The sequence below is a fragment of the Mycobacterium sp. genome, from assembly GCF_965230835.1.
Lineage (GTDB): Bacteria > Actinomycetota > Actinomycetes > Mycobacteriales > Mycobacteriaceae > Mycobacterium.
In genome coordinates, this window is record NZ_CBDDLW010000002.1 from 4,333,214 (window position 1) to 4,354,934 (window position 21,721).

The 21,721-nt window shown below is 62.3% G+C and carries 19 protein-coding genes and 4 pseudogenes; 14 read left to right on the plus strand and 9 right to left on the minus strand.

All coding sequences use genetic code 11. The annotated features are described in order from the left end of the window. Positions 1-31: 31 nt before the first annotated feature. The 6 genes and pseudogenes from ACO07W_RS19815 to ACO07W_RS19840 form a co-directional block, all read right to left on the minus strand. Complete coding sequence (locus ACO07W_RS19815; protein ID WP_421845338.1) at positions 32-247, minus strand: DUF2652 domain-containing protein; 216 nt, start codon at positions 245-247, stop codon at positions 32-34. A 64-nt stretch (positions 248-311) separates the two neighbouring features. Then, positions 312-1,076, minus strand: a complete 765-nt coding sequence (locus ACO07W_RS19820) for a slipin family protein (RefSeq protein ID WP_421846127.1) — start codon at positions 1,074-1,076, stop codon at positions 312-314. Further along, the gene (locus tag ACO07W_RS19825) at positions 1,073-1,699 is read right to left on the minus strand and encodes a hypothetical protein (protein WP_421845339.1); all 627 of its coding nucleotides are present in this window, start codon (positions 1,697-1,699) and stop codon (positions 1,073-1,075) included. Before ACO07W_RS19825 ends, ACO07W_RS19820 begins: the two co-directional genes overlap by 4 nt. Continuing rightward, a pseudogene (locus tag ACO07W_RS19830) lies at positions 1,696-3,648 on the minus strand (nitric-oxide reductase large subunit); the annotation flags it as partial. The pseudogene ACO07W_RS19830 and the gene ACO07W_RS19825, both read right to left, overlap by 4 nt. Positions 3,649-3,696: 48 nt before the next feature. Further along, a complete protein-coding gene (locus tag ACO07W_RS19835; protein ID WP_421840071.1) occupies positions 3,697-4,971 on the minus strand; it encodes an IS256 family transposase in 1,275 nt (424 codons plus the stop codon). A 114-nt stretch (positions 4,972-5,085) separates the two neighbouring features. Further along, positions 5,086-5,490, minus strand: a pseudogene (locus tag ACO07W_RS19840) (nitric-oxide reductase large subunit); the annotation flags it as partial. Between the two features lie 401 nt (positions 5,491-5,891). On the opposite strand from ACO07W_RS19840, the gene ACO07W_RS19845 reads away from it, so the two are divergent. From ACO07W_RS19845 to ACO07W_RS19860, 4 genes and pseudogenes are all read left to right on the plus strand, one after another. Further along, complete coding sequence (locus ACO07W_RS19845; RefSeq protein WP_421846128.1) at positions 5,892-6,602, plus strand: helix-turn-helix transcriptional regulator; 711 nt, start codon at positions 5,892-5,894, stop codon at positions 6,600-6,602. Next, positions 6,595-6,858: pseudogene (locus tag ACO07W_RS19850) on the plus strand (group III truncated hemoglobin); the annotation flags it as partial. The gene ACO07W_RS19845 and the pseudogene ACO07W_RS19850, both read left to right, overlap by 8 nt. Before the next feature lie 126 nt (positions 6,859-6,984). Continuing rightward, positions 6,985-8,259 (plus strand): IS256 family transposase, encoded by a 1,275-nt coding sequence (locus tag ACO07W_RS19855; RefSeq protein ID WP_421840071.1) that lies wholly within the window; start codon positions 6,985-6,987, stop codon positions 8,257-8,259. A 42-nt stretch (positions 8,260-8,301) separates the two neighbouring features. Beyond that, positions 8,302-8,562, plus strand: a pseudogene (locus ACO07W_RS19860) (hypothetical protein); the annotation flags it as partial. On the opposite strand, the gene ctaD reads toward ACO07W_RS19860, so the two are convergent. The 3 genes from ctaD to ACO07W_RS19875 are packed head-to-tail and all read right to left on the minus strand — an operon-like array spanning position 8,559 to position 11,771. Next, positions 8,559-10,301 (minus strand): cytochrome c oxidase subunit I, encoded by a 1,743-nt coding sequence (gene ctaD / locus ACO07W_RS19865; RefSeq protein WP_421845340.1) that lies wholly within the window; start codon positions 10,299-10,301, stop codon positions 8,559-8,561. The pseudogene ACO07W_RS19860 and the gene ctaD overlap by 4 nt on opposite strands. Positions 10,302-10,335: 34 nt before the next feature. Beyond that, positions 10,336-11,181 carry a class I SAM-dependent methyltransferase gene (locus tag ACO07W_RS19870; protein ID WP_421845341.1) on the minus strand — a complete coding sequence of 282 codons (846 nt, stop codon included), beginning with the start codon at positions 11,179-11,181 and terminating at the stop codon, positions 10,336-10,338. Beyond that, positions 11,181-11,771 (minus strand): DUF2249 domain-containing protein, encoded by a 591-nt coding sequence (locus ACO07W_RS19875; RefSeq protein WP_421845342.1) that lies wholly within the window; start codon positions 11,769-11,771, stop codon positions 11,181-11,183. The genes ACO07W_RS19870 and ACO07W_RS19875 overlap by 1 nt, the downstream gene beginning before the upstream one ends. A gap of 228 nt (positions 11,772-11,999) precedes the next feature. Here ACO07W_RS19875 and fdxA point away from each other — a divergent pair, with 228 nt between their 5' ends. The 10 genes from fdxA (at position 12,000) to ACO07W_RS19925 (ending at position 21,589) form a co-directional block, all read left to right on the plus strand. Continuing rightward, positions 12,000-12,353 carry a ferredoxin gene (fdxA, locus tag ACO07W_RS19880; protein ID WP_421845343.1) on the plus strand — a complete coding sequence of 118 codons (354 nt, stop codon included), beginning with the start codon at positions 12,000-12,002 and terminating at the stop codon, positions 12,351-12,353. Positions 12,354-13,082: 729 nt separating this feature from the next. Then, positions 13,083-13,463: a DUF732 domain-containing protein gene (locus tag ACO07W_RS19885; protein WP_421845344.1), complete on the plus strand. Its 381-nt coding sequence runs from the start codon at positions 13,083-13,085 to the stop codon at positions 13,461-13,463. A gap of 116 nt (positions 13,464-13,579) precedes the next feature. Next, entirely contained in the window at positions 13,580-14,428 is an 849-nt protein-coding gene (locus ACO07W_RS19890) for a tetratricopeptide repeat protein (protein WP_421845345.1), read from the plus strand. 19 nt (positions 14,429-14,447) lie between these two features. Continuing rightward, positions 14,448-15,482: an HAD-IIA family hydrolase gene (locus tag ACO07W_RS19895; protein WP_421846129.1), complete on the plus strand. Its 1,035-nt coding sequence runs from the start codon at positions 14,448-14,450 to the stop codon at positions 15,480-15,482. 23 nt (positions 15,483-15,505) lie between these two features. After that, on the plus strand, positions 15,506-15,682 hold the full coding sequence (locus ACO07W_RS19900; RefSeq protein ID WP_421845346.1) for a hypothetical protein: 177 nt from the start codon (positions 15,506-15,508) through the stop codon (positions 15,680-15,682). Positions 15,683-15,689: 7 nt separating this feature from the next. Further along, a complete protein-coding gene (locus ACO07W_RS19905) occupies positions 15,690-16,499 on the plus strand; it encodes a TlyA family RNA methyltransferase (RefSeq protein WP_421845347.1) in 810 nt (269 codons plus the stop codon). Further along, positions 16,499-17,431, plus strand: coding sequence for an NAD kinase (locus tag ACO07W_RS19910; protein WP_421846130.1), 933 nt, complete (start codon positions 16,499-16,501; stop codon positions 17,429-17,431). The genes ACO07W_RS19905 and ACO07W_RS19910 overlap by 1 nt, the downstream gene beginning before the upstream one ends. 12 nt (positions 17,432-17,443) lie before the next feature. Next, positions 17,444-19,204, plus strand: a complete 1,761-nt coding sequence (gene recN / locus ACO07W_RS19915; RefSeq protein WP_421845348.1) for a DNA repair protein RecN — start codon at positions 17,444-17,446, stop codon at positions 19,202-19,204. Positions 19,205-19,438: 234 nt separating this feature from the next. Next, a complete protein-coding gene (gene steA / locus ACO07W_RS19920) occupies positions 19,439-20,620 on the plus strand; it encodes a putative cytokinetic ring protein SteA (RefSeq protein ID WP_421845349.1) in 1,182 nt (393 codons plus the stop codon). 24 nt (positions 20,621-20,644) lie between these two features. Then, complete coding sequence (locus tag ACO07W_RS19925; protein WP_421845350.1) at positions 20,645-21,589, plus strand: copper transporter; 945 nt, start codon at positions 20,645-20,647, stop codon at positions 21,587-21,589. Positions 21,590-21,721 lie beyond the last annotated feature (132 nt).

The following is a 21,721-nucleotide window of genomic DNA, read 5'->3' on the forward strand; positions in this document are numbered from 1 at the left end:
CGATGAGACGCGACCACCACCTGCCACCGCGTCAGCTACGAGCATGTACTCCCACGCCAGCACATCGATTTTTCAGCATGTGGTTCGCCAGAATCACATCGACGCCGGCCAGCTCAACGTGGCGGCGCACCCGTTGCGCGACCACCGCACCTCCATGGGCAACGAACTTCAGCGACAGATTGCCCCGTTTCGAACAGGACGCGCAATCACACGGAACGCTCGCCGTGAGCCGGTAACGCTGTGTCACAAGACACTCATACGCCGTGGATCAACCAATCAGGGCCCGTCCACGCCTGATGGCGCCTTTCTGATCACGTGGTTCGTGCGCGATCGAGAAATGGCTTGAGTATGTCAACGGGCAGTGGAAACACCACTGTTGAGTTCTGATCGGCGCCCAACTCCAATAGAGTTTGCAGATAGCGTAGTTGGAGCGATGCGGGGTTCTTGGATAGCGTTTCGGCCGCCTGGCGTAACTCGTCGGAGGCTTGTAGTTCACCGCGGGCGCTGATGACTTTGGCGCGGCGTTCACGTTCGGCCTCCGCTTCGCGCGCCATAGCGCGCTGCATTGGTTCGGGGATCTCGACGTCCTTGATTTCCACGACGCGGACTTCGATTCCCCAGGGTTGAGTCTGTGTTTCGATGACGGTCTGAAGATTGCTGTTGAGGTCTTCGCGTTGCGCTAGCAGAGTATCTAAATCAGCGCGGCCCAGCAGCGAGCGCAGCGTTGTTTGTGCGATCTGCGAGGTGGCAACAGCGTAATTCTCCACCGCCAGAATCGCTTTCAGTGGGTCGACAACTTGGAACATCACCACGGCGTTGACCCGCGCCGGAACGTTGTCGCGCGTGATCACCTCCTGCGCTGGAATGGTCAACGTCACCACCCGCTGATCTACTCGGATCATCTTGTCCACCAAAGGAATCAAGAACCACAGACCAGGTTGGTACAGCGGGCGTGCATGGCCCACCCGGAACACCACACCACGTTCGTACTCGCGCACCACGGCCAGCGACGCTAACGCTATTACCGTTAACGGCACCGCTATGGTCGTTGCAACGATGAGCGACAAAGCGCTCACGGTGAGGTGCCTTTCGGCGATCGGTCTGTGCTCCATCGGGTCGTATAGCGGTCGCGCGCTGCAGCCATTTGGTCTTGCCTTCCGCTGCGATGCGGTAGGTGTTCGGGAGCGTTGGTCGGGCTGCTCCACAAGTGCTGGGCCAGCGGCAGCCCCGCCACGATCGCGACAGCTATGACCCCGATCAGGACCAGCGCATCGTTGAGGGAATGCGTCCTTACGAGTGCCACATTTGGCATCACCACCCCCAACAACGCCACACAGCAGGCAATGCCACGGTGGAAGCGGCCGGCTTCGGAGTGGGGCCAGGGGTCGATCTCCCGGCTGATTTCGCGTCCGTGATCGGAGCTAGTGCAGTCCGATTTGACTGGGCAGCTATTGCACACGCTGGGCTTTGCCCGATAGCGCATCACCCGATGTTTGGGGTCGAAAGAACTCGGCCAAAGCCATTGATCCTGTGGACATACCCACGCGTCATGCTCGGCGTGGTAACGGAATTGACCGCTACGCCACCGCGCGGCACGGCCCGAGACCTGCCGCGCTGTCGCATCCAGGCACCAAGCTATCGCGACCAACGCGAGTGTATATCCGGCAACCAACCATGTCGTCGCGCTTACGGATATCACCGTGACACCTGCTGTATCCGCGAGGATACGGGGTCCAGTTCCGTGTAGAGCGGACACTCAGGAAGTTCATCGCTGGGCGATGTGTGGCGCAAACTGCGTATTGCTGTCCACGCTATCCAGACGAATGGCAGCACACCGCCGAGGATAAAAATCAGATCGCCGGGCAAGCGGAGCCACTCGATCAGTGAGTTGCCGGGACGGGTGATGTATCCAAGTGAACGCGCCTCGAAATATCCTGTGCTCACTGAGTGGTACAGCTGCAAAACCCCCAGCGGCAGCAACGTCGCAAACACCATCCAGGCCAGTCCGATGTTCATACACCAAAACGACAGTCGTGCGGCCTTTTCCGGCCACTTGCCGGCGGGAATAACGTAGCGGAACGCAAACATTGCCAGCCCGACCGCGAGCATGCCGTAGACCCCCATCATCGCCCCGTGGGCATGGTTGGCGGTTAGTGCGGTGCCGATCTGGTAGTAGGAGACGATGGGTAGGTTGATCAAAAACCCGAAGATCCCCGCTCCCAAAAAGTTCCAGAATCCGACCGCTACGAGAAACATCACTGCCCACCGGTGCGGGAACGGGGTGGCATCGCTTTGCTGCCGGGATCCCAGCTGAAGGAAAGCCCATGCCTCGACGGTCAGGAATGTTAGCGGGATTACTTCAGCGGCGGAAAAGAAGGCACCCAAGGCCATGTGCTCCACCGGAGTGCCTGAGAAATACAGGTGGTGCATCGTGCCGATAACGCCACCCGCCGAGTACAAGATGATGTCGAGGAAGATCACTCCGAGCGCAATGCGTTCACGTACCACGCCGAGTAAGACGAATATATAGGCGACCATCACAGTGGTGAATAGTTCGAGGAAGTCCTCTACCCACAAGTGCACCACCCAGAACCGCCAAAAGTCGGCGACCGAATAGTGGGTGTCGTGGTTGGCCAACAGGCCCACGGCGTAGAAGGCGGGGATGGCCAGCCCGGTAAAGAAGAACATCCACGGCAGGTTCATCTTCGACTCGTTTTTGAGTCGCGACCGGATACCACGCCAGATGATCGCAATCCACAAAAACAGACCGACGGTCAGCAGGATCTGCCACAGGCGCGGCAGGTCGAGATACTCCCACTGCTGGGAGAACAGTCCCCCCTCGGGGATTACTCCGTAGATCGAGAGAGCTTCGCAGATCAGTGACCCGCCTACTACGACCACGAGCGCGCTGAGCAGTGCGTAAACCAACCAACTTTGCCGCCGCGGTTCGTGACGACTGATAAAAGGAACAAGAAATATCCCCCCCGCCAAGAACGCGGCAGCGGTCCAAAACAACGACAGCTGCACATGCCACGTTCGGGCCAGGTTATAGGGCAACAACTTGGCCAAATCCAGGCCGTAGAAGGCCGACAAGTCGGCGCGGTAATGCTCGACAGCGCCACCCATCAAGGTCTGGGCAAGAAACAGTACCGACACCACCGCGAAGATCCAGATCGCGGCGCGCTGCGATCTGGTCAAACCCACCTCGCCAGGCTGGCGAAACGACAACGTGGAGCCCTCGGCGCTGTGCCATCCGATCTTCTGGCTCCACCGCCCGTAAACGGCGAACATGATTCCAATCCCGCCGAGTAGCGTAACCAGTGACAGCACCGACCAGACCACCATCGGCGCGGTTGGGCCGTTGTCGACCCGCGGCTCGGCCGGCCAATTGTTGGTGTAGCTGTAGGTGTGACCCGGCCGCTCAGCCGCTGACGCCCATGCCGTCCACGCGAAGAATGCAGTGAGGTCGTGGATATCGGTCTTGCTGGTGATCATGCGTGGAAGGAGTCCGTACTTAGTGGAATTCTCGCCGAAATAGTTCGCGTAGTACCCCTGGATATGGCCGAACCCGGCAGCCTGCTTGTCTGTGAACACCAAGGTCTTGGTTTCGGGGTTGTAGCGGTTGGTGCGAAACTCGGCCAGGTGGCGTCTTAGGACTGGTGTAAAAACGCTGGGCGCATGTTCCTGGTGGTCATGTTACGCGGCGGTGGTGTCGGTCGTGGTTGTTGTGGTGGGGGGATGCAGTGGGCGGGGTGGCTCGAGCAGTTGGTGGCGTAGTTCTTGGAGGTGGCGGCTGGTCGCTGATGTTTGGGTGACTCCGCGCCAGCCGCGGCTGGCGCGGTCGAGGACGGCCCATACCAGCGACAGACAGCTGGTTTCGCCGGGTAGGCGGCCGATGACCTTGACCCGGCGACGGGATTCTCCGAAGGTGCGTTCGATGAGGTTGGAATGGCGGATGCGTGTCCAGTGTTGGCGGGGGAAGCGCAAATGCACGCTCAGCGAGGCGAAGTCGTTGGCCAGGCAAGCGACCGCGGCTGGGTAGAGCCCGCGGTATGTGGTGGTGAACTCCTCGGCGCGGCGGGTGGCTTCATCCACGGCCTGCTGGCCGGGTGGCTGGTCAATGTCATCGAAGATCGACCAGAACGCGGCTTTGATCTCGTCCTGGACCGCGACAGGTGTCTTGGCGATGACGTTACGGCAGCGATGGATCAGACACCGCTGACGCAGGCTTGCCGGAAACGTGGTCTCCCATGCGGCGATCAGGCCCGGCGCCCCGTCGGAGATGCCCAGTAGCGGCGGGCGTAGTCCCCGGTTCCTCAGGTCAGCCAAGAAGTCGGCCCACGCATCAGCCGACTCCGCTGCGGCTGGGGCCAGCCCAATAAACAGGGGCTTGCCGTCGGTGCAGATGCCCCAGGCGGCCAGCACCGGCTCGGCCGGGGCGTTGGGATGCATCCGAAAGTTCGAGGCATCCAAGAACAGGTAGTCCAACACCAGCTCATCAAGGCGTCGAGACGACCACGCAGCGAACTCGTCTTTGATGGCCGCACAAATCCGGCTCACCGTCGAGCGCGACAACGCCGCCTGCGAGCCCAGCACCTCGGCCAACGCGGCCTCGATGTCGCGATCCGACAAACCGCGCACCCATCCCGAAATCACCAACGCCTCCAGAGCGTGGGTGCGCGTCACCCCGGCACCGAATAGCCGCGAACAGAACCGCTCGTCGGTGTCGCGTAGTTTCGGGCGGCATAATTCGACCGAGCCCATCGTGGTCTTCACCGTCGCCGGCGGTTGATACCCATTGCGGTACCCGCCCGGGCCGTCCTGAACCCGACGCTGGTGACGGGCTCGGCCCAACACTGCTTCTACCTCGGCCTCCACGGCGACCTGAAACACCAGACGCACCGATAACCGCCCGACCTCCTCCAAAATCTCGGTCAACGGCCGCTCGGTCGCGGCGAACAACTGATCCATCTCAACACGCACACGCTCAATCGGCGATACTCGCTTGGTCACGGGCGTAGCCCCTCCTTCATAGCTTTCGTCGGTTGCGACGGAACCTACGCCCGTGACCATTTACACCAGCGATGAGACGCGACCCTCGGCCACCACTCGTTCTTTTGAGTCGGTCACCCCTTGTGCCTGCCATTGAGCAGCCACGTACTCGGTGGCCATGCGCAGATACTCCGCGGTGTAGTCCGGCCCCAGATAGGCGCCATGCCCGAGTACCGACCCATATTGCATCAGCCCACGTTCTTGATAGAGCTCTTGTCCGCGGGTGATCTGAGCACCAGTGAATAGCACCTCGCCGGACTCGTTAACAACCTTTGCCGGCAATGGCATTGAGGCGGTGTAGGTGCGATATACAAGTACGCCAAGCACCAAGAACCCGAAGATCATGACCAAGGCCACTCCCTGCGCCCAACCCCTGCCGACCAGCGGTTTAGTAGTGGTTTGTGCTGTCGGATGTGCTGGTGATACGCGAATTGCCATGTGCCGGTGTGCTCCTCGTGGTTGATGACGGCGCCACGTGCTTGACGTTAATTACACAACCTTGATTGTATAAATTCACTATGAGTTAGATCACGCAGACAACCCGCCCGGCGTAGCGTTGTCCGGCTGGGCGTGTCCAAGCCCAACGCGGACGCGGCCACCCGGCTGTGCAGCACGGGCGCAACGGCAAGGCTTGTCATCCGTCACGTGATCGATGGGCCGGGCTATGACGCGGGCTGGGCTGGTCAATCGGGAAACCGCAGTTAGGGCCCCGCCGGCGGCTGTGTGGTAGCCGAACCTCATCCCTGGTAATTGCGGATTCGGCTATTGCTGCAGGGCTATTATTGAGGATATTTATCCGTTAAATAAGAGGATGGCAGCGAGGTGACTGGGTGCGTGCGGTGAAGAACCACACTGACGGCGGAGCCGGGGGAGGGCAGAGCAGTACGCGCAACCGGCAACGCCAACGGGTCTTTGATTTGGTGCGCGGGTGCGACGAGGCACTCGACGCGGTTGAGCTGGCCGCGAAGATGGGATTGCACATCACCACGGTCCGTTTTCATCTGGATGCGCTGTGCAGCGATGGAGTCGTCGAACGTACCAGGATGGCACGGACTGGTGTGGGTCGTCCCCGTACCGGTTACCGCGCGGTGCGCGAGCGGCTCGACTACAGAAGCCTGGCCGAGACGTTGGCGGTGGAACTAGGCGATACCGACCGCAAGCGGCGTAGACGTTCCGAGGCCATTGGCGCGAGATGGGCGAAACGGATCACTGATGATTCAGCGAATACGGGTGTCTTGAAGCAGCAGATTGCAGATGGAGTCCGGCGCAGGACGGCTCTTGAGGAGCGGACGACGATAGTTGCCGCGGCATTCGCCAGGATGGGTTTCGGTTCCGAAATCGTCCCGACCGCAACGTCAACCACGGGCGAAGAGCGCACCATTCTTTTGCATAGGTGTCCGATCCGCGATCTGGCCCGAGTTCACCCGGAGGTGGCGTGCGCCATGCATGACGGACTGCTGAAGGGCCTTTTAGCCGACCCGATACATGCCGCACTTGAGCCGTTCATCGAACCAGAGTTATGTCGTGTGAAAGTGATCGCGCATGACTGAGCCGCTCGCGCCGGATAGCCGGATGTCCGCGGATCTGACCGGCCGGGCGGACATAGAGGCATTGCTCCGCCAGTTCTACAGTCGAGTGCTCCTTGATGATGTTCTCGCCGAGCCCTTCACCGAATTGCGCGCCGCGGGCCTTGACTCGCACATCCCGGTGATGTGCGACTTCTGGGAAACTGTCTTGTTTCGCGCGGGACTGTATCGGGGTAGCGCGTTGCATGCCCACCGTATTGTGCACCAACGAACTCCGTTGGGTCGCGTCTCATCGCTGGTGTAAATGGTCACGGGCGTAGGTTCCGTCGCAACCGACGAAAGCTATGAAGGAGGGGCTACGCCCGTGACCAAGCGAGTATCGCCGATTGAGCGTGTGCGTGTTGAGATGGATCAGTTGTTCGCCGCGACCGAGCGGCCGTTGACCGAGATTTTGGAGGAGGTCGGGCGGTTATCGGTGCGTCTGGTGTTTCAGGTCGCCGTGGAGGCCGAGGTAGAAGCAGTGTTGGGCCGAGCCCGTCACCAGCGTCGGGTTCAGGACGGCCCGGGCGGGTACCGCAATGGGTATCAACCGCCGGCGACGGTGAAGACCACGATGGGCTCGGTCGAATTATGCCGCCCGAAACTACGCGACACCGACGAGCGGTTCTGTTCGCGGCTATTCGGTGCCGGGGTGACGCGCACCCACGCTCTGGAGGCGTTGGTGATTTCGGGATGGGTGCGCGGTTTGTCGGATCGCGACATCGAGGCCGCGTTGGCCGAGGTGCTGGGCTCGCAGGCGGCGTTGTCGCGCTCGACGGTGAGCCGGATTTGTGCGGCCATCAAAGACGAGTTCGCTGCGTGGTCGTCTCGACGCCTTGATGAGCTGGTGTTGGACTACCTGTTCTTGGATGCCTCGAACTTTCGGATGCATCCCAACGCCCCGGCCGAGCCGGTGCTGGCCGCCTGGGGCATCTGCACCGACGGCAAGCCCCTGTTTATTGGGCTGGCCCCAGCCGCAGCGGAGTCGGCTGATGCGTGGGCCGACTTCTTGGCTGACCTGAGGAACCGGGGACTACGCCCGCCGCTACTGGGCATCTCCGACGGGGCGCCGGGCCTGATCGCCGCATGGGAGACCACGTTTCCGGCAAGCCTGCGTCAGCGGTGTCTGATCCATCGCTGCCGTAACGTCATCGCCAAGACACCTGTCGCGGTCCAGGACGAGATCAAAGCCGCGTTCTGGTCGATCTTCGATGACATTGACCAGCCACCCGGCCAGCAGGCCGTGGATGAAGCCACCCGCCGCGCCGAGGAGTTCACCACCACATACCGCGGGCTCTACCCAGCCGCGGTCGCTTGCCTGGCCAACGACTTCGCCTCGCTGAGCGTGCATTTGCGCTTCCCCCGCCAACACTGGACACGCATCCGCCATTCCAACCTCATCGAACGCACCTTCGGAGAATCCCGTCGCCGGGTCAAGGTCATCGGCCGCCTACCCGGCGAAACCAGCTGTCTGTCGCTGGTATGGGCCGTCCTCGACCGCGCCAGCCGCGGCTGGCGCGGAGTCACCCAAACATCAGCGACCAGCCGCCACCTCCAAGAACTACGCCACCAACTGCTCGAGCCACCCCGCCCACTGCATCCCCCCACCACAACAACCACGACCGACACCACCGCCGCGTAACATGACCACCAGGAACATGCGCCCAGCGTTTTTACACCAGTCCTAAGACGCCACCCTCCGTTGCGCGACAGTCATTTCACCCGCTGGCTAAACACTTGGGCCAATACCGTAGACGAGATGTTCGAAGGGCCTGTCGCTGAGCATGCGAAAACGCAAGCTGCCCGTATCGCCTGGGCGATGCACCGTCGGCTGACCGGCACTGACACCGCAGAGCTCGACGCTCTGGTTGCGCGCCGGCCTCGTGCCATGAGTGACTCAACGCCACCCAGGTGCAGGCACTCCCAATGTCGGCTGCCGAGTTAGGCGCCGACGTTGATGTCGTCGGTTCTCGTAGAGCCGCCTTCGGCGGGACCGCGACTGCGCCCGGCATGGGTCTCGTCGCGCATGCGTTCGCGCATGTGCGGATAGTGCAGCTCGAATGCGGGCCGTTCGGAACGGATACGGGGCAACTCGGTGAAGTTGTACCGAGGCGGGGGGCAGCTGGTTGCCCACTCCAGCGAGTTGCCATGCCCCCATGGATCGTCGACCGCAACGGGTTCACCGTAGCGCCAACTTCGGAACACGTTCCACACGAAAGGCAGCATCGAGGCTCCCAGGATGAACGCGCCGGTTGTTGAGCAGATATTGAGTGTCTGGAAGCCATCGGTGGGAAGGTAATCGGCGTAGCGGCGCGGCATGCCCATGTTGCCCAGCCAGTGCTGCACCAAGAATGTCGTGTGGAATCCGATCAGGGTCAGCCAGAAGTGCAGCTTGCCCAACCGCTCATCGAGTAGCCGGCCGGTCATCTTCGGAAACCAAAAGTAGATTCCCGCGAAAGTGGCGAACACGATCGTACCGAACAGCACATAGTGGAAGTGCGCGACAAGAAAATAGGTGTCGGTGACGTGGAAGTCGATCGGTGGGCTGGCGAGCATTACCCCGGATAGCCCGCCCAGCAGGAACGTCACCATAAAGCCGACCGAAAAAAGCATCGGTGTTTCGAAGGTCAACTGGCCCTTCCACATCGTGCCAATCCAGTTGAAAAACTTTAACCCGGTTGGTATCGCGATCAGATAGGACATGAACGAGAAGAACGGCAGCAGCACCGCTCCGGTGGCGAACATGTGGTGCGCCCATACCGCGGTCGACAGTGCGGCGATACTCATTGTGGCGTAAACCATCGTGGTGTAGCCGAAGACCGGCTTGCGGGCAAATACCGGGATGACTTCGGTAACGATACCGAAGAATGGTAGCGCCACAATGTAGACTTCAGGATGGCCGAAGAACCAGAATAGGTGCTGCCACAGGACTACTCCGCCGTTGGCGGGATCGTAGATGTGGGCGCCCAGGTGGCGGTCGGCGGCCAGTCCGAACAGCGCTGCGGTGAGTAGCGGGAACGCGATCAGCACCATGATGCTGGTGATCAGGACGCTCCAGGTGAAAATCGGCATCCGAAACATCGTCATTCCTGGCGCACGTAGGCACATGACGGTGGTAATCATGTTCACCGCCCCCAAGATGGTGCCCAACCCGCCGACTACTAACCCAAGAATCCATAGATCGCCACCGGCACCAGGGCTATGGATGGCGTTGCTGAGCGGAGTGTAGGCGGTCCAGCCGAAATCGGCGGCCCCGCCCGGAGTGATGAACCCAGCCATCGCAATCAGCGCGCCGAACGCAAACAGCCAAAACGATAAGGCGTTGAGTCGCGGGAACGCCACGTCGGGCGCCCCAATCTGCAGTGGCAACACCAGATTGGCAAACCCGAAGACGATTGGGGTGGCATAAAACAGCAGCATGATGGTGCCGTGCATGGTGAACAACTGGTTGTACTGCTCGTTAGAGAAAAACTGCAGGCCCGGCGCCGCCAACTCGGCACGCATCAACAACGCCAACATTCCGCCGATGAAGAAAAAGGTGAAGCATGCGGCGCAGTACATCAGGCCGATCAGCTTGTGGTCGGTCGTTGTCACCAGCTTGTAGACTAAGGTGCCCTTCAGCCCCGACCGTGCCGGAAAAGGGCGGCTTGCCACCATTTCTGGGGATACGATTTCAGTAGCCATTGTCTCCTCCGCTCAGGGAGTTTTTCCAACCTCGCTACCACCGTCGCCGCGACCGCCAGCCGGCGCCGCCCGTGGGTTTGTGAGCCACTATCGCAACGGCGATCAAACAATCCCGATGTCGACGAAAAGTGCGGCGCATTTCGGCTACTCGGCGCCGGGCATCGTGATGGACTAACAGGTTTTTGGAAAAGCGCAATGCCCCCAGGAGGCCTTCGTCCGAGATGAGGCGTCGTGGCTGTAAGAGCGCCATCGGGGCGGTGACCACAGTGTCGACGGCCAGACCATGATCGGCTAGCAGTCGTGTCCACTCGGAAACTGTCAAGGGCCGAGCGTTGACTTTTATGGCCCGCGAAAGTGACTGCTGAATATCGGTTTTGACGGTCTGGGGGATGCCGTCAGGCGTGAGCGCGAGTTCGTGGATGGCGTAGCAACCGCCCGGCCGCAATACCCGCGCCGCCTCGAGCACAATGGCGTGTTTGGCCGGATCGCTTTGCATTGTCAGCATCGCCTCACCGACGACGACATCTCTGCTGGCTTCGGGCAGGCCAGTTTTCGCGGCGTCGGCGACTCGCACCTCGCCGTGTCCGTTGAGGATGTCACCGACCGACCGAGCTGCGTCAGGGCTTTGTTCGGCGCCAACGTATGACTGGGGACTGCGAGCGAGGATCTCAGATGCGGTGCGGCCCATACCAGGAGCAAGCTCAAGGACGTCGGCACCGGTCACATGGGCCTTGTCCAGCAGTGTGCGAGTCAGGCCGACACCACCTGGGCGCAATACCCGTTTTCCTAGTCGCGCCAGCAACCAGTGCCCTTGTACGACATCGTCGCCTCGGTTCGGCCATGGCCGGTTGTCTTGATTGTCTTGGATAGCGCTGTTCATCAGCCTTGTCCCAGGGTGGGGGTCAGGGGCAGGACTTCGCGCTTCTGATGCACGGTCAGGTATCGCAGCCCGTCCGGGCCCGCACTGAACTGCCGCTGTGATCGCCGTGGTAGCCACACCAGAGCACCGGGCACGAGGTTAATCGGGCTGTCTTCGGTAGTCAGTTGGCCACCGCCGGATAGCACGTGGATCAGTACGTCGACGTCGGCGCCAGTGTGCCTGTCAATTCCGCCGTTGGGGGCCAGCGTGATGACATTGGAATCAAGATCGCGGTCGTGCAGATCGAGTTTCCACGCCACCCCGGCCGCGTCGGTGGCGCCGACATCAGCGGTGTTCGTCAGAACTCGCGGCAGCGGGGTGGTGGTGAGCTTGCTGATCCGGATACGCCAGACGGTGGGGCCCATTTCGAGGTATTCCCATCGATAGCTACCGAAGTGATCGACGTCGAATTCCTCGCGCAGGTGCTTGGGGTCGTGGTTGTTGACCAGCACGAACGATCCACCGACTGGTAGTTCGGAGTATGTGGCGAAGATCGTCGGATGCTTCTGGGGCTTACGTAGCTGTCGAACGTCAAGTTCGTTGTCTGCCATCGTGGTTTCGCACCTCCAATTTATACAATTCAGATTGTATAAACAATACCGCGAGGTTGCCCGGCGGGGAAGCCGTGTGCTTCGGGTCATATCCGCCGGTGGCATCGGGCGGTTTGGCGGCAGCGGAAGAATCCCGCCGGCGCCAACCCGCAGGTCGATGCGGACCCGCTGCCCGCCGGAGTCCCCACGCCTGGTTTATACAATTCGTATTGTGTAAAATAGTTGAGCATGGCGTACGTGATCGGGGAGCCGTGTGTGGACGTAATGGATCGGGCCTGCGTACAGGAGTGTCCGGTGGACTGCATCTACGAGGGCGGTCGGGCGCTCTACATCCATCCCGATGAATGCGTGGACTGCGGCGCGTGTGAACCCGTCTGTCCCGTCGAGGCCATCTACTACGAAGATGACCTACCCGAAGAGCTACAGCCGTATCAGGCAGACAACGCGGCGTTCTTCTTTGAAAATCTGCCTGGTCGAGACACGCCTTTAGGGTCGCCCGGTGGGGCTGCCAAAGTTGGCCCGCTTGGTGTCGACGCACCGCTAGTCGCTAGCCTACCGAGGCACGACACCGAGACGGTGTGAGCGCGGGCGCTTCGCCAGGCCTGGTCGCGGTTGTGATCTGCCGCGGTTATTGAAGGCCGGATCCGATTCACCAAGGATTGCGGCGATCGCCAAAACGCTTGACGCGCGACCCGACAACCACTGCAGCCGATACGACCAAAACGGGCTCTAGCTCAGCGGTGTCCGGTCGCTGCGGCCCCGAGATCGGCTCACGGTATGTTGTTTTGGCCCAGCAGCGGGTGCGACAATCAGGCCCCTGCTGAAGTTCGGCTTCTGCGGACATCAAACTGACCGTCAGGGGGCGCAAACGCCAAGGCTGGCCCAGGGTAAACGGACTGGTCGAGGGGTAGTTTGGAGTTAGGTCCGGATCTCAGATTGAGACAGAGGAGGCCGAGCGTATGGCGTGTGGCCTACTTCGTACCGAGGCAGTCGGGCGTGCACATACGGTCAGCAGATTTCCGCTGCGGCGTCCGTCCTCGACCAATTCACGACCCGGCATCCCACGAATGGCCGATTTCGGTCGCAACGTTCGGCGCCCCCAGTTGCGCGATACCGCTATTCGCCGATCCAGGGACGGCGATTGCGCCCTCCTAGTACCCGGGACGTGCGTGGTCGCGTCGCAAAACGCGTTAGTGCGCAAACCTTTATCGGTCTGTGTTGCGAATGTGACTCTTGTTAAGCAGTGTTGTCACGGTGATTTGACCGGGGTGAACCGCAATCGGTCAGTAGCGGATAGATGAGAAACGAGATATGACTGCACAGTCAGTAGGTGATACCCAATTCTGGCACGCAGCGGCGCTCAAACTGCTGGTGCTGATTGCCGGTGCGTTCGGAGTGTCCGCGACTATGGCGGCGCCGATACACGCCGACATGATGGGCAACGCGTTCTTGACCGCTCTGAACAACGCCGGCGTTTCCTATTACGGACAACCGGCGAGCACGATGGCCCTAGGCCGCTCGGTCTGCCCGATGGCAGTGCAGCCGGGAGGGACTTTCGAGTCGGTCACATCGACCATGGCGGCCAATAACGGCATGTCCCACGATGCGGCGGGCGCGTTCACGATTGTCGCGATCGCGACATATTGTCCGGCGCTAATATCGCCGCTGCTGCCCGACCGGCTGCAGGCCTAGCACGCGCGGGCGATCATCCCCGGGTCCGGCCTGGCATCGTTCGCCTATTTCAAGCCGCATCGGTGATCGCATGCGGCATTTGTGGGCCTGTCCGCGATGGCCGTAACCTCTACCGAGTGGTTGACGACAAGTACGGTCGCGGCGAGGAGCGGCGACCGCGTTCGGCATCCACCGACGCACAGCGGCGCAGCTCACGCAGGGAGCGCGACGCCTCTCGGCCGACCGGTGGGCGCGCACACTCAGTCCCGCCCAAGGCCAAGCTCGCAGGTGCTGATCGCCCCGAGCGTTCAGCCGGGGGAGCGACCCAAGGGCCTGCCATCCCGCCTGATGTTGATGCCAAGCAATTGGCTCCTGAAATCCGCCGCGAGCTGAGCACCCTGGATCGCGCAACCGCCGACACAGTGGCGCGCCACCTCGTTGCCGCGGGAGGAATGATCGACGAGGACCCGCAAGCGGCCCTGAGCCACGCGCGCGCGGCGCGCGCCCAGGCTAGCCGGATCGCCGTCGTTCGTGAAGCCGTAGGAATTGCCGCGTACCAATGCGGCGACTGGGCCCAAGCTCTGGCCGAATTACGAGCCGCTCGAAGAATGGGTAGTAAATCCGTGCTGCTCGCGCTGATCGCCGATTGCGAACGCGGCCTTGGGCGGCCCCAGCGAGCCATCGAACTGGCTCGTGCACCCGAGGCCGCCCAGCTCAGCGGCGACGACGCCGACGAGTTGCGCATCGTTGCAGCCGGCGCACGCTCAGATCTGGGGCACCTCGAACAGGCTTTGACAGTGTTGTCCACGCCGCCGCTCGAGCCAGGACGGTCCGGTTCGACCGCGGCGCGACTCTACTACGCTTACGCCGCAACATTGTTGGCTCTGGACCGATCCGACGAAGCACGAGAATGGTTCCTGCGATCTGCCGCGGCCGATGTTGATGGCGTTACCGACGCCGAGGACCGAGTCAGCGAGCTAGGCTGAAATGACAGGCACGGACGTGGTGAAAAGCATCGCGCAGGAATACGACTGCTTGCTAATCGACCTGGACGGGACGGTATTTCGCGGCCGCCAGCCCACTGACGGCGCAGTGCAGTCGCTCGCCGAAATCAGCGGACGCAAGCTTTTTGTCACCAACAACGCCTCTCGCAGCGCCGACGAAGTCGCGACGCACCTGCGGCAACTCGGTTTCGCCGCGTCCGGCGAGGACATTGTTACCAGCGCGCAGAGCGCCGCTCACCTGCTGGCAGGTCACCTGGCTCCGGATTCGCGGGTGCTGATCGTCGGCACGGAATCTCTGGCCAACGAAATCGCCGCGGTGGGGCTGCGTCCGGTGCGGCGATACGAAGACGGCCCCGCAGCGGTTGTCCAGGGTCTGTCGACGACGATTGGCTGGTCCGAGCTTGCCGAGGCGGCGTTGGCTATTCAAGCCGGCGCGTTATGGGTAGCGGCCAACGTCGACCCGACCTTGCCCAGCGAGCGCGGACTTCTGCCTGGTAACGGATCCCTGGTAGCGGCCTTGCGCGCCGCCACTGGCGCAGAACCCAAGGTAGCGGGCAAGCCGGCGCCGGCGCTGCTGGCAGATGCGGTGGGTCGGGGCGATTTCCGCGCGCCGTTGGTGGTCGGCGACCGGTTGGACACTGACATTGAGGCGGCCAACGCCGCTGGGTTGCCAAGCCTGATGGTTCTCAGTGGGGTCAGTACCGCCCGGGAAGCGGTTTATGCCGCACCGGCGCACCGGCCAACCTATATCGGACGCGACCTCCGCTCACTGCACCAGAACGGCACGCGGCTTGTGGTAGGGCCGCATCCGGAGTGGGAGGTCGAACTCGGAACCAGTGGAGTAACGGTCCACACGAACGGCGACGGTCACGAACCAGGACGCCATGATGACGGATTGTCGATCGTTCGGGCTGTCGCGGGCGCGGTATGGCAGGCCAGCGGCCGCGACGTGCCGGGCCAGCCACTACCTATCAATGCCGGCGACGATCGGGCCCGCGACGCCCTGAACCGATGGTCGCTAATGCACATCGAGTAACAGGTGACTAGCGTGGGAGCGCAATGACTATTGATCCTGATCAAATCCGCGCTGAAATCGAAGCCGTGGTCGCCCAACTGCCGGAAATCGCCGCAGCCGAAGACGGACCGGGTCTTGCAGAACTCGAAGACATCGCACGCCGTCTCTCGGAAGCCCACGATGTGCTTGTCAAAGCACTCGAGTCAGCGGAGAAGGGCTGAGTCGATCGTGGCACGGCGTGCCCGTGTTGATGCCGAACTGGTCCGGCGGGGCCTTGCGCGATCCCGCCAGCAGGCCGCCGAGTTGATCGGGGCCGGAAAGGTGCGTATTGACGGTCTACCGGCTGTCAAGCCAGCTACCGCCGTATCGGTCACCGCAGCCTTGACTGTGTCTCCCGACCGTGACCGCGCCTGGGTATCGCGCGGCGCGCACAAACTCATCGGTGCCCTCGACACATTCGGAATCTCGGTAGCGGGTCGGCGCTGCCTCGACGCGGGCGCGTCGACAGGGGGATTTACCGAAGTTCTTCTCGATCGCGGAGCCGCCGACTTGGTGGCCGTCGATGTTGGATACGGCCAGCTGGCTTGGTCGCTACGCCGCGATCCCAGAGTTGTCGTCGTTGAGCGGACCAATGTTCGCGAGCTCTTGCCGGAGAAAATAGGAGGGCGCGTTGACCTGGTGGTGGCGGACCTGTCGTTCATCTCATTGGTCACCGTGTTGCCCGCGCTGGCTGGATGTGCTTCACCGAGCGCCGATATCGTTCCTATGGTGAAGCCGCAATTCGAGGTGGGCCGAGGCCAAGTCGGCTCGGGCGGGGTGGTCTCTGACCCCAGCTTGCGGGCCAGCTCGGTGCTCTCTGTTGCGAAACATGCCAGGGAGCTGGGTTGGCGCACCGTCGATGTGACAGCCAGCCCGCTACCGGGCCCGTCCGGCAACGTCGAGTACTTTCTCTGGCTGCGAGCAGAGACTGATCGGGACTTGTCCGCTGACGAACTGGCGGGCACAGTGCAGTCCGCCATCGAGAAGGGCCCGCAGTGATACCTCACCAGACCGCTCAGCGTACGGTTTTACTCGTCGTTCACACCGGGCGCGACGAGGCGACGGAGACCGCGCGGCGAGTTGAGAAAGTTCTGGGCGCCAATGGAATTGCGCTTCGTGCGCTATCCGCGGAGGCAGTAGACAGGGGATCGCTGCACCTGGCACCGGACAATATGCGCGCTATGGGTGTCGACATCGAAGTCGTGGATGCAGAACCAGGCGCTGCCGAAGGCTGTGAACTGGTGCTGGTTCTTGGCGGTGATGGGACGTTTTTGCGGGCAGCCGAGCTTGCGCGCAACGCCGGCATTCCGGTCCTCGGCGTCAACTTGGGCCGCATCGGCTTCTTGGCGGAGGCCGAGGCGGAGGCGATCGATCTCGTGCTCGACCATGTCGTAGCGCAGAACTATCGGGTGGAAAATCGCCTGACGCTCGATGTCACCTTGTGCGCGGGTGGCCAGGTCATCGAGCGAGGTTGGGCGCTCAACGAGGTCAGCTTGGAAAAGGGGCCACGGTTGGGTGTGCTTGGCGTGGTGGTCGAAGTCGACGGGCGACCGGTGTCCGCGTTCGGCTGCGACGGAGTGTTGGTGTCGACGCCGACCGGCTCCACTGCCTATGCTTTCTCCGCCGGCGGCCCGGTGCTGTGGCCGGATCTCGAAGCGATCTTAGTGGTACCCAACAACGCTCATGCATTGTTCGGGCGCCCGATGGTCACCAGTCCCGACGCCATCGTTGCTATCGAGGTCGAAGCCGACGGTCACGACGCATTGGTTTTTTGTGACGGGCGACGTGAAATGTTGATACCGGCCGGCGGGCGGTTGGAGGTGACACGGTGCGCCACGCCAGTGAAATGGGCTCGATTGGACAGCGCGCCGTTCACCGATCGTCTGGTGCGCAAGTTCCGCTTGCCGGTGACCGGCTGGCGTGGAAAGTGATGGCGTTGCCAGGTGCTCACTGAGATACGGATCGAGGCGCTGGGCGCAATCAGCGTTGCGACCGCGGAGTTCGGACGTGGACTCACCGTGCTGACCGGCGAGACCGGAACGGGGAAGACCATGGTGGTGACGGGACTGCATCTCTTGGGCGGCGCTCGCGCCGAAGCGAACCGCGTCCGATCCGGAGCGGACCGAGCCGTTGTCGAAGGTCGCTTTACAACGGTCGATGTTGCCGACTCCACCACCGCTTCGCTCGACGACATTCTCGACGCCTCGGGAGCCGAGCGCGACGAGGACGGCAGCGTGATCGCATTGCGTTCGGTCAGCCGTGCTGGACCGTCGCGCGCCTACCTTGGGGGCCGCAGCGTGCCGGTAAAATCCCTGAGCGGTTTCACGAACCAGCTGCTCACTCTGCACGGACAGAACGATCAGCTCCGATTGATGCGGCCCGAGGAACAACGCGCCGCGCTGGACCGTTTCGCCGCTGCCGGCCCGGCGCTGGAACGTTACCGTAAGCTCCGCGACGCCTGGCAGTCAGCACAGCGCGAACTCGTGGAACGCCGAAACCGGGCTCGGGAACTGGCGCAAGAAGCCGATCGGCTCAGAGTTGCCCTCAACGAGATCGACACCGTCGCCCCAGAGCCAGGTGAGGACGAAGCGCTCGTCGCCGATATTGTTCGGCTCTCCGAGCTGGACACGCTGCGCGAGGCTGCGGTCGTTGCTCGCGCGGCGTTGTCCGGGACGGACGAAGCAGATGCGTTCGGCTCCAGCGCGGGCGACAGGCTGGGGCGCGCGCGAGCGGCTCTCGAATCTGCCGACGACGCCATGTTGCGGGAGTTGGCGGGGCGAATAGCCGAGGCACTCACCGTAGTAACCGACGTTGCCGGCGAACTAGGCAACTACATCGATGGACTACCGGCCGACGCCAGCGCCCTGGATGCCAAGTTGGCTCGCCAAGCCCAACTACGGGGACTGACCCGCAAGTACGCCGCCGATATCGACGGCGTCTTACGGTGGGCGACGCAATCCCGGGAGCAGCTGGCGGGGCTGGACGTCTCCGAGGATGCGCTGAGCGCGCTGGAACGGCGCGTCGAAGAGCATGCTTCCGAGTTAGCCCAAGCCGCAATCGATCTCAGCAAGATTCGCCGGAAAGCTGCCAAGCGGTTGGCTAAAGAGGTAACCGCAGAACTGTCCTCGCTGGCGATGGCCAATGCTGAGTTCACCATCGGAGTCAGCACCGACTTCAATATGGAGCAGACCGGATCAGATGCCGCCGTCCTGATCTTGCCCACGGGTGAGCGCACTCGCGCCGGCGCTGACGGGATCGACGATGTCGAGTTCGGATTCGCGGCGCACCGGGGGATGACTGTGCTGCCCCTGGCCAAGAGCGCGTCCGGGGGAGAGTTGTCCAGGGTGATGCTCGCGCTCGAAGTGGTCCTCGCGGCGTCCGCAGCCGGCACAACGATGGTGTTCGACGAAGTCGACGCGGGTGTTGGGGGGTGGGCTGCGGTGCAGATCGGACGCCGCCTGGCACGGCTGGCCCGAACCCACCAAGTTATCGTCGTCACCCATCTGCCGCAGGTCGCAGCGTATGCCGATGTGCACCTTACGGTCCATACCACCGCGACCGACAGTGCCAGCAGCGTGCGACGCCTGACCAGCGAAGACCGAGTGGCTGAGCTGGCCCGAATGCTGGCCGGGTTGGGCGAATCCGACAGCGGCCGCGCGCACGCGCGGGAGCTGCTTGATGCCGCGCAGCAGGACGCGATCTAGCCGGCCGGGACTGCCCTTCTGGCTCGATGTGGCTGGCGTCGATTTCTGCGCACCGACTTACGTCCTGCGGAGCACGGTGGCGGGCGGGCCCGCGCGATGGTGTCATCCGAGCTTCCGGCACCGAGCTAGCGCCGTCGTAGGCAGCTGTGACGGTAGTGACGAGATATAACTTCTGTGGCTAGTGTTACGGCGCGCCTCCCGACTCTGACCGAACTTCACGGACAGAATCGCCACATGAAGATGTCAGCACTTCTGTCCCGTAATGGCTCCCGGCCCGGGGTTGTGGGCACCGCCCGAGTTGACCGGAACATCGACCGCCTGCTGCGCCGGGTCTGCCCGGGCGACATCGTCGTTCTCGATATTCTGGACTTGGATCGCATCACGGCGGACGCACTTGTGGAGGCCGATATCGCCGCCGTCGTCAACGCGTCACCTTCAGTCTCGGGCCGTTACCCCAATCTGGGCCCCGAGGTCCTGGTCAACAATGGAGTCACTCTCATCGACGAGACCGGGCCCGAGGTATTCAAAAAAGTTAAGGACGGCGCCAAGATCCGCCTCCACGAAGGCGGGCTCTACTCAGGAGACCGTCGGTTGATCCGCGGCACCGAGCGCACCGACCATGACATCGCTGACCTGATGCGAGAAGCCAAAAGTGGGCTTGCGGCCCACTTAGAGGCGTTCGCCGGTAACACCATCGAATTCATTCGGAGCGAAAGCCCACTCTTGATCGACGGGATCGGCATCCCCGATGTCGATGTCGACATGCGCCGCCGCCATGTGGTGATTGTCGCCGAAGACACCAGCGCCGCCGATGATTTGAAATCGTTGAAGCCGTTCATCAAGGAATATCAACCGGTGCTGATCGGTGTGGGTGGCGGTGCGGACGTACTGCGAAAAGGGGGTTATCGCCCTCAACTGATCGTCGGCGACCCCAGTCAGATCAGTACTGAAGTACTCAAATGTGGCGCCCAGGTGGTGCTGCCGGCCGATGCCGACGGCCACGCGCCTGGCTTAGAGCGGATTCAGGATCTCGGGGTCGGGGCCATGACATTTCCGGCAGCCGGGTCGGCGACGGATCTCGCGTTGCTCTTGGCCGATCACCACGGGGCCGCACTGCTGGTCACCGTGGGACATACTGCCAATATCGAGACGTTCTTCGATCGATCGCGCGCACAGAGCAACCCTTCGACCTTCCTCACCAGCCTACGGGTGGGGGAGAAACTCGTGGACGCCAAGGCGGTCGCTACTTTGTACCGCAGCCACATTTCGGGGGGCGCCATCGCGCTGCTGGCACTGGCGATGCTGGTCGCCGTGATCATCGTCCTGTGGGTATCGCAAACCGACGGCGTAGTTCTGCACTGGATCGCCGACTATTGGAACCGCTTTTCTCTGTGGGTGCAGAGTTGGGTTACCTAACTAATCTTCGAGAACGGTGGCTTCATGATTTCGATGCGCCAACACACGATGTCCCTGGTTGCCGTCTTTTTGGCGTTGACCGCCGGAGTTGTGCTGGGTTCCGGCGTTCTGTCTGACCCGCTGCTGTCGACTCTGCGTGACGAAAAGCAAGACCTGCGCACGCAAATAGACAGCCTCAACAACCAGAAAAACGCACTGGAGGAAAAGCTCAGCGCGGCGAACAATTTCGACAGCCAAGTAATTGGCAGGATTGTGCACGGTGCGCTGGATGGAAAGACGGTGGTCGTTTTCCGCTCGCCGGATGCCGCAGAAGACGATGTCGCCGCAGTATCGAAAATCGTTCGACGGGCAGGCGGCGTGATCGCCGGCACCGTTTCACTTACCCGCGAGTTCGTCGAAGCCAACTCTGCCGAGAAACTACGTTCAGTTGTTAACTCGTCGGTCCTTCCGGCTGGGGCGCAACTCAGCGCAAAACTCGTCGACCAAGGTTCACAAGCCGGCGACCTACTTGGCATTGCGTTACTGACCGACTCCAACCCGGATACTCCCACCGTTGACGACACCCAGCGCGACATCGTGCTGGGTGCGCTGCGCGAAACCGGTTTCATCACCTATCAGGCTCCGGACCACATGGGCCCGGCTGATGCTGCCGTGGTCGTTACCGGTGGGGCGCTGCCCGCAGATGCCGGCAATCAAGGCGTGAGCGTGGCGCGGTTCGCCGCTGCGCTGGCACCGCACGGAACCGGCGTGCTGCTGGCCGGACGGGAGGGATCTTCGGCGGGAAACGCCGCGGTCGCGGTCACTCGCGCCGACGCTGAAATGACAGCGGCAATCAGCACGGTGGACAACGTCGATGCCGAGGCCGGGCGGATAACCACGATCCTGGGAGTCGCCGGCCTGATCGACGGCGGGCACCCTGGACAGTACGGTACCGGGCACGGCGCCACCTCCATCACTGTGCCCCGATAGCTGGTCCACGACGCCCGCTTCTGTTGACGGGCGTGTTCCCCGCGACGCGGACGCACCGGGTGTTAGGGTGGGTTTCCGTGGGGCGGCAGGCCCAGCTCGGCTAAAACAGTCAAAGCCCTGCCCGTCTGCACG

Bases quoted from the DNA above. Each gene is read 5' to 3' on its own strand.
- ACO07W_RS19900 (WP_421845346.1), top strand. From the start codon at position 15,506: ATGACTATTGATCCTGATCAAATCCGCGCTGAAATCGAAGCCGTGGTC.
- ctaD (WP_421845340.1), bottom strand. From the start codon at position 10,301: ATGGCTACTGAAATCGTATCCCCAGAAATGGTGGCAAGCCGCCCTTTT.
- ACO07W_RS19925 (WP_421845350.1), top strand. From the start codon at position 20,645: ATGATTTCGATGCGCCAACACACGATGTCCCTGGTTGCCGTCTTTTTG.
- fdxA (WP_421845343.1), top strand. From the start codon at position 12,000: ATGGCGTACGTGATCGGGGAGCCGTGTGTGGACGTAATGGATCGGGCC.
- ACO07W_RS19855 (WP_421840071.1), top strand. From the start codon at position 6,985: ATGGATCAGTTGTTCGCCGCGACCGAGCGGCCGTTGACCGAGATTTTG.
- ACO07W_RS19875 (WP_421845342.1), bottom strand. From the start codon at position 11,771: ATGGCAGACAACGAACTTGACGTTCGACAGCTACGTAAGCCCCAGAAG.
- ACO07W_RS19835 (WP_421840071.1), bottom strand. From the start codon at position 4,971: ATGGATCAGTTGTTCGCCGCGACCGAGCGGCCGTTGACCGAGATTTTG.
- ACO07W_RS19870 (WP_421845341.1), bottom strand. From the start codon at position 11,181: ATGAACAGCGCTATCCAAGACAATCAAGACAACCGGCCATGGCCGAAC.
- steA (WP_421845349.1), top strand. From the start codon at position 19,439: ATGAAGATGTCAGCACTTCTGTCCCGTAATGGCTCCCGGCCCGGGGTT.
- ACO07W_RS19885 (WP_421845344.1), top strand. From the start codon at position 13,083: ATGACTGCACAGTCAGTAGGTGATACCCAATTCTGGCACGCAGCGGCG.